At 60.1% G+C, this 13,172-nt stretch carries 12 protein-coding genes; 10 read left to right on the top strand and 2 right to left on the bottom strand.

Annotated elements, in window-relative coordinates; all coding sequences use genetic code 11:
• Positions 1-44 precede the first annotated feature (44 nt).
• The 9 genes from gluQRS (at position 45) to pgi (ending at position 11,557) form a co-directional block, all read left to right on the top strand.
• Complete coding sequence (gene gluQRS / locus ASQ50_RS14360) at positions 45-962, top strand: tRNA glutamyl-Q(34) synthetase GluQRS (RefSeq protein WP_058090702.1); 918 nt, start codon at positions 45-47, stop codon at positions 960-962.
• Positions 963-966: 4 nt separating this feature from the next.
• Entirely contained in the window at positions 967-1,143 is a 177-nt protein-coding gene (locus ASQ50_RS21240) for a hypothetical protein (RefSeq protein WP_058090701.1), read from the top strand.
• Positions 1,133-4,096 (top strand): ATP-binding protein, encoded by a 2,964-nt coding sequence (locus ASQ50_RS14355; protein ID WP_058090700.1) that lies wholly within the window; start codon positions 1,133-1,135, stop codon positions 4,094-4,096. Before ASQ50_RS21240 ends, ASQ50_RS14355 begins: the two co-directional genes overlap by 11 nt.
• 7 nt (positions 4,097-4,103) lie before the next feature.
• Positions 4,104-5,501 (top strand): sigma-54-dependent transcriptional regulator, encoded by a 1,398-nt coding sequence (locus ASQ50_RS14350; protein ID WP_058090699.1) that lies wholly within the window; start codon positions 4,104-4,106, stop codon positions 5,499-5,501.
• A gap of 712 nt (positions 5,502-6,213) precedes the next feature.
• On the top strand, positions 6,214-7,584 hold the full coding sequence (gene pcnB / locus ASQ50_RS14340) for a polynucleotide adenylyltransferase PcnB (RefSeq protein ID WP_058090697.1): 1,371 nt from the start codon (positions 6,214-6,216) through the stop codon (positions 7,582-7,584).
• Positions 7,581-8,081 carry a 2-amino-4-hydroxy-6-hydroxymethyldihydropteridine diphosphokinase gene (gene folK / locus ASQ50_RS14335; protein ID WP_058090696.1) on the top strand — a complete coding sequence of 167 codons (501 nt, stop codon included), beginning with the start codon at positions 7,581-7,583 and terminating at the stop codon, positions 8,079-8,081. Before pcnB ends, folK (ASQ50_RS14335) begins: the two co-directional genes overlap by 4 nt.
• Positions 8,082-8,200: 119 nt before the next feature.
• Positions 8,201-8,995 carry a 3-methyl-2-oxobutanoate hydroxymethyltransferase gene (gene panB / locus ASQ50_RS14330; RefSeq protein WP_058090695.1) on the top strand — a complete coding sequence of 265 codons (795 nt, stop codon included), beginning with the start codon at positions 8,201-8,203 and terminating at the stop codon, positions 8,993-8,995.
• Complete coding sequence (panC, locus tag ASQ50_RS14325) at positions 8,992-9,840, top strand: pantoate--beta-alanine ligase (protein ID WP_058090694.1); 849 nt, start codon at positions 8,992-8,994, stop codon at positions 9,838-9,840. The genes panB and panC overlap by 4 nt, the downstream gene beginning before the upstream one ends.
• A gap of 55 nt (positions 9,841-9,895) precedes the next feature.
• On the top strand, positions 9,896-11,557 hold the full coding sequence (gene pgi, locus ASQ50_RS14320) for a glucose-6-phosphate isomerase (protein ID WP_058090693.1): 1,662 nt from the start codon (positions 9,896-9,898) through the stop codon (positions 11,555-11,557).
• On the opposite strand, the gene folK (ASQ50_RS14315) is transcribed toward pgi, so the two are convergent.
• The gene (gene folK / locus ASQ50_RS14315; RefSeq protein ID WP_058090692.1) at positions 11,540-12,055 is read right to left on the bottom strand and encodes a 2-amino-4-hydroxy-6-hydroxymethyldihydropteridine diphosphokinase; all 516 of its coding nucleotides are present in this window, start codon (positions 12,053-12,055) and stop codon (positions 11,540-11,542) included. The genes pgi and folK (ASQ50_RS14315) overlap by 18 nt on opposite strands.
• Entirely contained in the window at positions 12,052-12,423 is a 372-nt protein-coding gene (gene folB / locus ASQ50_RS14310; protein WP_058090691.1) for a dihydroneopterin aldolase, read from the bottom strand. Before folB ends, folK (ASQ50_RS14315) begins: the two co-directional genes overlap by 4 nt.
• Positions 12,424-12,568: 145 nt before the next feature.
• Here folB and plsY point away from each other — a divergent pair, with 145 nt between their 5' ends.
• A complete protein-coding gene (plsY, locus tag ASQ50_RS14305; RefSeq protein ID WP_058090724.1) occupies positions 12,569-13,162 on the top strand; it encodes a glycerol-3-phosphate 1-O-acyltransferase PlsY in 594 nt (197 codons plus the stop codon).
• Positions 13,163-13,172: the final 10 nt, after the last annotated feature.

Raw genomic sequence — 13,172 nt, 5'->3', positions numbered from 1 at the left:
CCACCGATAGCCGGCCGCATGAGCTGCCGGCTTGCTGAGTCTCTATGGAGCAACCACGGTACCGTGGGCGTTTTGCCCCTTCCCCGACAGGACCGCTGCATTTCGGCTCTCTTGTAACTGCCCTGGCCAGTTGGCTGGAAGCCCGCACTGCCGGTGGCGACTGGCTGGTTCGCATCGAAGACCTGGACCCGCTGAGGGAGCCCCCCGAGGCCACCGGCCGGATTCTCCATTCCCTGGATTGCCACGGCCTGCTTCCCGACGAACCGGTGCGATTTCAGTCCCGGCGTCACGACGCCTACCAGGCCGCCATTGGCCAGCTTCTGGCGCGGCATAAAGCCTATCGGTGCCGGTGCTCCCGAAAACTGCTCCAAAAGCACGGCGGTTATCATCCGGACCACTGCCGAGATGGCCATCCAGCACCTGGAGATACCCCCTACGCCATTCGATTTGCCCTGACCGACGAAGTCAGCCACTGGCAGGATCTGCTGCTGGGCGAGCAACAACAGCGAGTAGCTGCAGAGCTGGACGACCCGGTGCTACTGCGCAAGGAAGGCTTCTACGCCTACCAACTGGCCGTGGTGGTGGACGATATAGACCAGAACATCAGCCACGTGGTGCGGGGCTCCGACTTACTGGACATGACCGCCCAGCAGCAACAGATTTTCCGGGCTCTTGGTGCCCAGTCACCACAGTGGCTGCATATACCGGTCGTCGTGAACGATCAGGGCCAGAAGCTGAGCAAACAGACCCACGCTCCGGCACTGGATGATCAGCAGCCCGCCGCCAACCTGGTCAACGCACTGGCAGCCCTTGGCCAACAGCCTCCGCCCGCGCTTGTGCAGGCAACGGTGGACGATGTGCTCGCCTGGGGCCGGGAAAACTGGCGCCGGCACGCCATCCCCCTGACATCCCGGCAGGCCCGTGGTATAACCCCAAACACACACTTGCGTCCGGACCACTGAGCCGATGTATATCTACCGCCTGGTCTTTTTGCTGGTACTGGCCATTTATATTTTTTCTCCCAACATCCTGGACTGGTGGACCTCACCAGACAACGCCTGGTATAGCCCCTATGTGATCTGGGGTGGCCTGATTGCCATCGGTTTCTGGCTTGAATGGCGGCGAGACCCCAATGAGTTTTAGCGCCAGCGGCCTGCTACTGGCCAGCCTCCTGTACCTGATTCTGTTGTTCGGCATTGCCTGGAGTACCGAGCGGGGCACCCTGCTGCGTCAGTGGGTACGGCATCCTCTGGTTTATACCCTGAGCCTTGGCGTCTACGCCGGCATCTGGGCAGTCTACGGCGCCATCGGCATGGCGGCGGAATCCGGTTACGGCTTTCTGGCTTACTATCTGGGTATCTCCGGGGCCTTTCTGCTGGCGCCGGTGTTGCTGAACCCGATCTTGCGCATCGGCCGCGCTTATCAACTGACGTCCCTGGCTGACCTCTTTGCCTATCGTTATCGCAGCCAGTGGGCCGGCACCCTGGTGACACTCTGCTCAGCCGCCGCCATTCTGGCGCTGCTGAGCATGCAGATTCAGGCTGTTGCGGTATCGGCGTCCCTGCTCGCGCCTGACACCTCGCCCAAAGCCATCAGCGTGATGTTCAGCCTGATCGTCGTGCTGTTCACCATGCTCTTTGGCGCACGCCGGCACCAGAGCTCTGGCAACCATCAGGGGCTGGTGCTGGCCATCGCCTTTGACTCCCTGGTCAAGGTGGTTGCCCTGCTGGTACTGGGTGGTGTGGTATTGTTTGGAGTGTTTGGCGGCACCGACGGGCTTGAAGAATGGTTGGCCCGGGCCTCACACCCCGAGGCAACCATGACCATGGCGATCAATGATGGCAGCTGGCGGGCCCTGCTGCTGATGTCGTTTGCCGCCGCGCTGGTCCTCCCGCACATGTACCATATGACCTTCAGCGAGAACCCCTCGCCAAGGGCCCTGGCGAAAGCCAGCTGGGGCCTGCCCCTGTATCTGCTACTGCTTGGCCTGCCAGTGCCCCTGATTGTCTGGGCCGGCCAGGCCCTGGGTGTTGTTGTGCCCCAGGCGTTTTTCAGTATCGGGGTGGCCCAGGCACTGGAGAGCCCGGCGCTAACACTGTTGATGTATATCGCAGGGCTTTCCGCCGCCAGCGGGCTGATGATCGTCAGCACCCTGGCGCTGTCGGGCATGGTTCTCAACCATGTTGTGCTGCCCCTGAAAACTCCCAAAGACCAGGGCGACATCTATCAATGGCTGCAGTGGGTAAAACGCCTGCTCATTGCCGTTATCCTGTTTCTGGCGCTGCTGTTCCACGAAACCATTGGCCAGAACCTGGACCTGTCCATCCTCGGAGCCATCTCGCTCTCCGGCACCTTGCAGCTGCTACCAGGCGCCCTCGGCGTTATCTACTGGCCGGAGGGCAACCGGCGCGGTCTGATCGCCGGACTGCTGACCGGCCTGGCCATCTGGATGACCACCCTGGTGCTGCCGTTTTCCTACGCCGCCGACCTGCTGTCCTGGCTGGATCTTCCGGTCACCCCGGGTTATGACAATTGGCACCTGTTCACTTTCATCAGCCTGACGGCCAACATTTCGGTGTTTGCACTGGTCTCAATCCTGAGCCCCGCGTCTCCGGAAGAAACCAGCGCGGCACAGGCCTGCTCCCTGGGTGCGCTGTCTCGCCCACAGCGCAGGGAACTGCTGGCAACATCCTCCAACGACTTCGTTCAACATCTGACCGACCCGCTGGGCCCGACCGTGGCCCGACGGGAAGTAGAGCGTGCACTGGGGCAATTAAAGCTGCCCAACGTGGAGTTTCGCCCCTACCAGCTCAGGCGCCTGCGGGATCAGGTTGAAATCAACCTGTCGGGCTTGCTGGGCCCCGCCGTAGCCAGGGATATTGTCAAACGCCATCTGGGCTTCAAACCCCTGACCCACGGCGGCACCGGCCAGGACATCCGCTATGTGGAGCGGGCGCTGGGCGACTACCAGAACCAGCTTACCGGCCTGGCCGGGGAGCTCGACAACTTGCGGCGCCACTACCGGCAGACCCTGCAGAACCTGCCGATACCCGCCTGCTCTGTCGGTGAGGATGGCGAAATCCTGATGTGGAACCACGCCATCGAATCGCTCACTGGCATTTCTGCCGACGAGGTGGTCGGCGCCAAACTGATGGCCCTGCCGGAGCACTGGCATACCCTGCTGGACGACTTCAACCGGGGCGACGACCTGCACCGTTACAAGCACCGGCTCGACCTGCGGGGCAAGCCCCACTGGCTGAACCTTCATAAGGCTGCCCTGAGCGGGCCGGACCATCCGGAAGGTGGCTCGATCATTCTGGTGGAAGACCAGACCGAAACCCGATTACTGGAAGACGAGCTGATGCACAGTGAACGGCTGGCCTCCGTGGGCCGACTGGCCGCCGGTGTTGCGCACGAGATTGGCAACCCGGTCACCGGTATTTCGTCGCTGGCCCAGAACCTGAAACTGGAAACCGACGACCCGTCCATCCTGGAAACCGCAGACCAGATACAGCAGCAAACCCGACGCATCTCCGCCATATTGCAGTCACTGATGAACTTTGCCCGAACCGGCAACCACGCCCATGCCAACCGCTATGAGCCGGTCAGCATCCACCGCTGCGTGGAAGAATCCATCAACCTGTTGTCGCTGAGTGACAAGGGCATGGGCATCCAGTACCGGAACGAGTGCCCGGAAAACCTGCAGATACTGGGGGATGAGCAACGCCTGGTGCAGGTCTTCGTCAACCTCCTGGCCAACGCCCGGGATGCCTCGCCAGACGGCGGTACCATCCGGGTCAGTGGAAAGGGCGATGGCTACTCCGCTATCATCGAAGTGATTGACGAAGGCACCGGCATTCCCGCTGACCAGCTGGACCATATCTTTGAACCGTTTTACACCACCAAAGCACCGAACAAAGGTACGGGCCTTGGGCTTTCACTGGTGTATAGCATTGTTGAAGAACACTATGGCAACGTACAGGTGGAAAGCCCGGCAGATACCGAACGCCAGCGGGGAACCTGTGTAAGGTTACGCCTGCCCGCCTACGAGCCAGACACCGATACCGGCAACAGCACCCCGAACGAAAGGTCGTGAACGCGATATGCCCCGTATTCTGATAGTTGAAGATGAAGACATCATCCGCTCCGCGGTCCGCAAGCTGCTGCAGCACGCCGGTTACGAAGTGGCGGATGCCGTCTCCGTAGAGGAAGCGGACAACCTGGAACCGGACGGCTTTGACCTGATCATCACCGATCTGCGCCTGCCCGGCGCCGCGGGTACCGAGATGATCAACCGGGCGCCCAACACCCCGGTGCTGATCATGACCAGCTATGCCAGTCTGCGCTCCGCGGTGGACTCCATGAAACTTGGCGCCGTGGACTACATTGCCAAGCCCTTTGATCACGATGAAATGCTTGCAGCCGTGGAGAACATCCTGGCCCGCCAGAGTGCACAGCCGGATCAGTCTGCCAGCGGCGAGAACACCGGGCAGCACCAGGCGACCGAGTCCGACCCGGCAGCCATCATGTATGGCCGGTGCGAACCCATGCAGAAAGTGTTCACTCTGATTCGCAAGGTGGCCCCGACCGAGACCACCGTCCTGATACAGGGCGAGTCCGGCACCGGCAAGGAACTGGCGGCCAGGGCTCTGCATCTGCTCAGCCCCAGGGCCACCAAACCGTTGATTTCAGTGAACTGCGCGGCCATTCCCGAGAGCCTGATTGAATCGGAGCTGTTCGGCCATGAGAAAGGCGCATTCACCGGTGCGGTTTCCGCCCGCACCGGTCTGATTGAGGCCGCCGATGGCGGCAGCCTGTTCCTTGATGAGATCGGCGAACTGCCGGCAGAAGCCCAGGCCCGGCTGTTGCGAGTGCTGCAGGAAAGCGAGATCCGCAAGGTCGGCTCTACCCAGAGCCGGAAAGTGGATGTGCGCATGATAGCCGCAACCCACCGTAACCTGAAAGCAATGACCCGCACCGGAGAATTCCGGGAAGACCTGTATTACCGGCTTAACGTAATGCAAATCCGAATTCCGCCCCTGCGAGAACGCCGGTCAGACATTCTGGGCCTGGCCCGCCGTTTCCTTAAGCGGCAGGCAGAGAAGCTAGGACGGCCGGAGCTCAGTCTCAGCCCGGAGGCCATGCAGGCGCTGGAGCGGTGCCGCTGGCCAGGTAACGTGCGGGAGCTGGAAAATGCCATCGAACGGGCCTCCATTCTCACCGACGGCGACATCATTACCCCCGCAGTGCTGGACCTCGATAACGAGGGTAGTGACGAGTACATTCCGGAAACCCTGGTAGAAGGCAACAACGAGCAGACCCGCACCCGTGAGCCAGACTCCGCCAACGACCTGTCTCTGGAAGACTACTTTCAGCATTTTGTGCTGGAGAACCAGGACCGGATGAGCGAAACCGAGCTGGCCCAGAAGCTGGGCATCAGCCGGAAATCTCTGTGGGAACGGCGCCAGCGTTTGGGTATTCCCCGCAAGAAAAGTTCCTGAACAAAGAAATGAATCCAAAATCATTTGTTACCAGGCGTTCCCCAAGGTAACACTTCCGACTCAGGTTACGCGAGGCGGGTAACACTTTAGACGTATACGGGGTAACACTTATTTCTCACAAAAACCTAACCCACTGTTAATTAAAGATTTTCAAAAACTGGCACAGCCTTCGCACCCTTATTAGCGCACAACAACAAAAACAAAAGTGACAACGCAGCGGCAAAACAAAAACAAAAAGCTGCATGAGCATCCAGCAACAAAAACAAAAACAGGATGCAAGCGAACTGAGTGTTTTGGGTACTTTGCTTTTTAGTGGTCCCCAGGCATGTGCGAGTTGTAGATGTAGAGAAGAATCGCTCCTGAAGCGGCACTGCACCTACCAACATAGCCCGCATTTTGCTCCTGACCGCTCTATGTATTCAAAGCTTTCCGTTTGCGTTATTTGATGTCCTTACTGTTGGGACAACACGGTGGGGTAGAAAAATCAAAAAGAATCCCGGCAACAACAAAAACAATGCAGATCGTCAACGCTTTCAGGGCGGGTTCGTGGAAACGAATCCGCCTTTTGATTATCTGGCCTACAGACTCATCCTGACCGCCCCACCCCCTGAACAAAAATCAACTTCTCTATTTCCGTTTCTGCCTAAACATGTGCAATTCCTGCGCAAACCGTTAAAATCCCCGTCTTTGCGCATCGCAATCACGGAATTTCATGCCTAAACGACTTGTAGAAAAACTACGCTCCTTCATTCCCGGCAACGGGAAAAAGAAAGCCCGACGCTACCAGCGGCAGGAGATCCCCCGGGATCAGCACACCGTGTCCCGCTCGATGATCAGCGAGCCCGCACGAAAAGTCCTGCATCGGCTCAACAAAGCCGGCTATGAAGCGTATCTGGTGGGTGGCGGCGTGCGCGACATCCTCCTGGGCGGACAGCCAAAGGATTTCGACATTGCCACCGATGCTACCCCTGAGGAAGTTCACGACCTGTTCCGGAATTCCCGACTGATCGGGCGCCGGTTCCGGATTGTGCATGTGGTATTCGGCCGGGAAATCATCGAGGTGACCACTTTCAGGGGCAACGCCCGGGACACCGAAGACGAACCGGCAGCCGACGAGCACAGAACCAGTGAGCATGGCCTGCTGTTGCGCGACAATGTCTACGGCAACCAGGAAGAAGACGCCCTGCGCCGTGACTTCACCATCAACGCGCTTTACTACTGCATCCGCAACTTCACCATCATCGACTACGCCAACGGCGTTGACGATCTGAAAAATCGCCAGATCCGCCTGATCGGTGACCCGGAAACCCGCTACCGTGAAGACCCGGTTCGCATGCTTCGCGCCATCCGCTTTGCCGCCAAACTGGGTTTCGAAATTGAACCGGACACCGAAGCTCCCATCCGGGAACTGGCGCCACTGCTGACTCACATCCCATCGGCCCGGCTATTTGATGAAGTGCTCAAGCTGTTCTCGGCGGGCCATGGCGAAGCTACCTACGACTTGCTCAGCGAGTACGGGCTACTGGCGCCCTTGTTCCCGGAAACCGCCAAGGCCATCGACGCCGGGGAATCCGACGAACTCATTCGCCAGGCACTGCGCAATACCGACGCCCGGATTGCCCAGGGCAAATCCGTCACTCCTTACTTCCTGTTTGCCGCCATGCTCTGGCCGGCCCTACAAGTGGAATGGCGCCGCCGCCAGGATAATGGCGACCCGGTGCAGCCCGCCCTTCATGGCGCCATCGGCAAAGTCATTGGCCGGCAGGTGCAGGCCACGGCCATTCCGAAACGCTTCTCAGGCCCGATGAAAGAGATCTGGGAACTGCAGATGCGCCTGCCCAGGCGCCAGGGCAAGCGGGCTTTTGGCACGCTGACCCACCCGCGCTTCCGGGCAGCCTACGATTTCCTGCTGGTACGTGAGTCCGCCGGCGAGATCGAACCGGGCCTCGGCGACTGGTGGACAGAATTCCAGCGCCTGGACGAACGGGGGCAGGAAAAAATGCTGTCTGAGCTGGACTCCGCCAACGCCCCGCGCAAACGGCGCCGCAAACGCAGCCCGGTCAAAAGGCCACCGCAAGCATGACTGTCGTGGCCTATGTTGGGCTGGGCAGCAATCAGGAAGACCCAACCGCACAGCTGGCACGCGCGGTTGCTGAACTGGCCAGCCTGCCCGACACCACCTTGCTGGCACAGTCTGCCTTCTATGCCAGCCGGCCGGTTGGCCCCCAGGATCAACCGGACTTCGTGAATGGCGCCGTGCAATTGTCCACGGAGCTGACGCCGCACCAGTTACTGGATCATCTTCAAGCCATCGAACAGGCTCACGGCCGGGAGCGACTGCGCCACTGGGGGCCCCGAACCCTGGACCTTGACCTGCTGCTTTACGGCAACGACAGCATCCACGACGAGCGACTGACCGTACCCCATGCCGAGCTGGCCAACCGGGACTTCGTGCTGCAGCCCCTGCTCGATCTGAATCCCGAGCTGGTGCTGCCCGATGGCCGAAGCATTGAAACACTGCGACAAGCATGCCCGGACAACCAGCTTCGATTATTGCCCCCAAAGGCCGGAAGTCACTGACCCCAAGCCAGACTCCCATGCTACTCTTGTGTCCGATATACCCCGGCATTAATCTATCGCTCTGAGCTCGGACGACCCCGAGCCAGAACCGGCCCATCCACCCAAAAGGCAAGGATCTTATGGCAGTTACCATCAATACCCTGAGGGAATACAAGCAAAAGGGCGAAGCCTTCTCGGCCCTGACCTCCTACGATGCCACCTTCGCACATGTGGTCAGTGAGGCCGGCGTTGACGTTATCCTGATTGGTGATTCGCTGGGCATGGTCCTGCAGGGGCATGACAGCACCCTGCCGGTCACAATGGAACAGATGGTTTACCACACCAGCTGCGTTGCCAAAGGCAACCAGGGATCACTGATCATGGCCGATATGCCCTTTATGTCGTACGGCACCGTGACCGATGCCCTGGAAAACGCCGCAGAACTCATGCGCGCCGGCGCCCACATGGTCAAGCTTGAAGGCACCGACTGGATGAAAGACACCATCGAAGCGCTTAGCGAGCGCGGTGTGCCGGTGTGCGCCCACCTGGGGCTGACGCCACAATTCGTCAACAAGTTTGGCGGCTACAAGGTTCAGGGCCGTGACGAAAAGGCTGCCGAAGCCATGATCGAGCATGCCTGCGAGCTGGAATCGGCCGGCGCCGATGTCATCCTTCTGGAATGCGTACCCGCCCCTCTGGCGGCCCGCATCACCCAGGCCGTCCGGGCCCCGGTGATCGGCATTGGCGCAGGCGCAGACACCGACGGCCAGGTACTGGTGCTGCACGATATGCTGGGCATCACCACCGGCCGCAAACCCCGCTTCGTGAAGAACTTCCTGGCGGAAACCAACTCTATTCCGGAGGCCATCGCCGCCTACGCCCAGGCCGTCAAGGCGCGTTCATTTCCGGCCGAGGAGCATACGTTCAAGGCATGAGAACCGTACATTCACTCAAAGAGCTCCGAACCATTCTGCGCAGCTACCGGCAGCAGGGTAAAACCATTGGCCTGGTGCCCACCATGGGCAATCTGCACGAGGGCCACGTTTCGCTGGTACGGAAGGCGGCAGAGGCAGCGGATATCGTTGTCACCAGCATTTTTGTCAATCCGATGCAGTTCGGCGCCAACGAAGACCTGGACACTTACCCCCGCACACTCGCCGACGACCAGGACAAGCTGGCCGCCGCTGGCAACACCCTGGTGTTCGCGCCTTCGGCGGACGAGATTTACCCCGAAGGTCTGGCCCGACAAACTAAAGTGGTTGTGCCGGAAATCAGCGAAGGGCACTGCGGTGCCAGCCGGCCAGGGCACTTCGAGGGTGTGGCAACGGTCGTCACCATGCTGTTCAACATGGTTCAGCCCGACCTGGCAGTGTTCGGCGAGAAAGATTTCCAGCAATTGGCCGTCATCCGCAAACTGACCCGGGACCTGATGATCCCGGTTGAAATTATTGGCGCCCCCACTGTTCGCGAAGAGGACGGGCTGGCGAAAAGCTCACGGAACGGTTATCTCAATGAAGAGGAAAGAGCCATTGCGCCGGTGGTGTATCAGACGTTGACCAACGTGGCTGCGCAACTGGAACAGGGCCGCTCCGATTTTGACGATCTGGCACGGGAAGCGAACGACACGCTGGCCAAGGCCGGGCTACGCCCGGACTATTTCAACATTGTGAATAGCCAGACGCTGAAACCTGCCATCGAATCAGATCGGGAGCTGACACTCCTGGTCGCGGCGTTTTTAGGGACCACCCGGCTAATCGACAACCTTAGCGTCACCCGATAACACCAGGAACCACCGCCTGAAGACTGTCCGGCGGCGAACAGACAAGGAACCTCTGATGCTCGACAAACCGGCACCACTGACTCACCTTCCGGAATGGCGGGTTCTGGCCCAATTCAAGGATCAGCTGGCCGGAACGCCGATACGGGATCTGTTCAGGGACGACCCGCAGCGAGCCCAGCGGTACCTGGTGAGCGGCGCCGGTCTGACCCTGGACTTCTCCCGCAATCGGCTTACCGATGCCACCTTCAACGCGCTGATGGACCTGGCCCAGGCCTGTGGCCTGGTGCAGCAGCGAAATGCGCTGTTTGATGGCGGCATCGTCAATCGAACGGAAAACCGCCCCGCCCTGCACACGGCATTGCGCCAACCCCGCGGCCAGGACGTTCGGGTACACGGTGAAAACATTATTCCGGAAGTACACGCCACACTCGACAGAATGGCAGAGCTGGTGTCTGCCATCACCGAGGGCCGCCATACCGGTTATACCAACAAACCCTTTACCGACGTGGTGAGCATCGGTATCGGCGGCTCGTTCCTCGGCCCGAAACTGGTGGTGGAAGCCCTGAAACCTTTCTGGCACGGCCAGCTGAACTGCCACTTTGTCGCCAACATCGACGGCACCGACATCGCAGAAACCTTGAGGTCGCTGAACCCGGAAACCACCTTATTCCTGGTGCAGTCGAAGTCGTTCCGTACCCAGGAAACCCTGGATAACAGCCTGCTGGCCCGCCAATGGTTTCTCGATAAGAGCGGCAGTAAGCCCGCGGTGGCCCGGCATTTCCTGGCTGTGACCGCCAACGTGGACGAAGCCATCCGGTTTGGCATCGACCGCACCAACATCTTCCCCATGTGGGACTGGGTAGGGGGCCGCTACTCACTCTGGTCGGCCATAGGCCTGCCCATTGCCCTGACCATCGGCATGGAGCACTTCCGGGCGCTGCTTGAGGGCGCTCACGCGATGGACTGTCACTTCCGTGAACAGCCAGCAGCCAGCAACCTGCCAGTGATCATGGCCATGCTGAGCGTCTGGTACAACAACTTCTGGGATGCACAGAGCCACGCCGTTCTACCGTATGACGAATACCTCAAGCATCTGCCTGAGCACTTGCAACAGCTGGATATGGAAAGTAATGGTAAGCGGGTAACCCAGAACGGCAACGCGGTGGATTACCAGACCGGGCCAATCCTGTGGGGCGGCGTTGGCGCCAATGGCCAGCACGCTTACCACCAGCTGATTCACCAGGGCACACGGCTGATCCCGGCTGACTTCATCATCCCTTTACAGTCTCACAACCCGGTGGAACATCACCACGCTACCCTGTTTGCCAACTGCCTGAGCCAGGCCAGCGCGATGATGGCCGGGAAAACCCGGGCCGAGGCGGAGCAGGAACTGTTACAGGCGGGCATGGACCAAGACACGGCGCAGGCACTGGCGCCCCACAAGGAAATCCCGGGCAATAAACCCAGCAATATTCTGGTGATGGAAAAGATTACCCCGACAACCCTTGGGGCCGTGATCGCGCTGTATGAGCACCGCACCTTCGTGCAAAGCGTGATCTGGGATATCGATTGCTTTGATCAGTGGGGCGTGGAACTGGGCAAGCAGATTGGCAACCAGATCCTGCCCCGGCTGCTCGGGGATAAATTCGAAGGCACCGCCGGCGACAGTGCCACCGACCAGATGATCCGGCTATTCAGGTCAGCCAACCGCCCGTGAAATCTGGCGCCCCTGCCAGCTGAAGTCGACCGGCCAGAGCTGCTGGTCACGCTGGTAGTCCTGCCAGAGCTGCTGGTAAGTTTGCCGGCAGGCCGGATGCATTTCCGCCCCGGCAATGTCTGCCAGCGGCCGCAACACGAAAGCGTTCTTGAGAATCTCCGCCCTCGGCAGCTCGACACCGTCGACCACCCCGACAGAATCATCATAGGTCAATATATCCAGATCCAGGGTTCGAGGGCTGAATTTGGGCGCAGATCGGGCTCGGCCGTTGTCGGCTTCCAACTGCTTGAACCGGCGGGACAGCTCTCCCACCGAAAGCCCGGTGTCGATTCCCACCACCAGATTGAGGAAATCGGAACCTTCAAAACCGACGGATTCACTCTCGTAAACCGGCGAGATGGTCAAATCTCCAAACCACCCTGCCAGCGCGTCCAGTGCCACAGTGACATGGCGGTATCGCTCGATGTTAGTACCAACACTGATGTAAACCCGGCTCATGCCCGCGTTCCCCGCACAATCCGGACGCCCACGGAGCGCGCAGCCGGCACGGCCCCGGGCTTGTTCAGGGTCAGCCGTAGCCAGCGAACACCAAATTCCGACTGCAACAGCGCAGCAATCTCCTCCGCTGCCCGTTCCAGCAGCTGGGGTTTCAGGGTTTGCAGGCATTCACTCACCCGCTCACTAACGGCCGCGTAATCCAGTGCATCGGCGACATTGTCGCTGGCCCCGGGCGCACGGTTGTCCCAGGCCATTTCAAGATCCACCAGTATCCGCTGGGTGACTTCCCTCTCCCAATCGTAAACGCCGATCACGGTGTCCACTGCCAGGCCCTCGATGAGCACTGTGTCTACCAAACCTTCTGCCAAACCGGACTCCCAGTGTGTTCCACTCAAGGCTGATTGAATAATGTGCAGGCAAACGATAGTGTGGGAGTTTGCCTGTGTACTGAGCTTCAGGGCGGGCATTTTCTCACAGAACACCCGGCGCCGTCTGCGCGCCCGTGATATGGCCATGAACCTGACCAGTAACCCAGTTCTGATTGTCGCACTCTGCTTCGGCGCCTACCTGGCCGGCTCCGTGCTGTTTGCCATCCCGGTATGCAGGCTCTGGCGCCTGCCTGACCCAAGAGCCCTGGGCTCCGGCAACCCCGGCGCCACCAACGTATACCGGGCCGGTGGCTGGCAACCGGCGGTGGCTACACTGGTACTGGATGCCTTCAAAGGCTGGCTGCCAGTGTGGCTATCACACGTTGCGGGTATGTCGATACTGGTTCAGGCCATGGTGGCACTGTGCGCGGTCACCGGCCACATGATTCCCTTGTTCTATCGTTTCAAAGGCGGCAAGGGCGTGGCCACAGCACTCGGGGCCGGTTTGGCGTTGGCGCCGGTGACCACCGGTATCATGGCGCTGCTTTGGCTGCTGATCATGTGGCGCTGGCGCATTTCAGCACTGGCCTCCCTGGTGGCGGTTACCAGTGGGCCGGTTATCAGCGCGCTGATTGAGCCGGAAACCCTGCCACTGTTCGGGCTGCTGACCCTGCTGATCGTTGTGCGCCACCGCAACAACCTGATCCGCCTCGCCCAGGGTCGGGAAACCGGGCTCTGAAGCCCGGCCG

The organism is Marinobacter sp. LQ44 (genome assembly GCF_001447155.2).
Classification (GTDB): domain Bacteria; phylum Pseudomonadota; class Gammaproteobacteria; order Pseudomonadales; family Oleiphilaceae; genus Marinobacter.
This window is presented reverse-complemented; position numbering and strand designations above follow the sequence as displayed.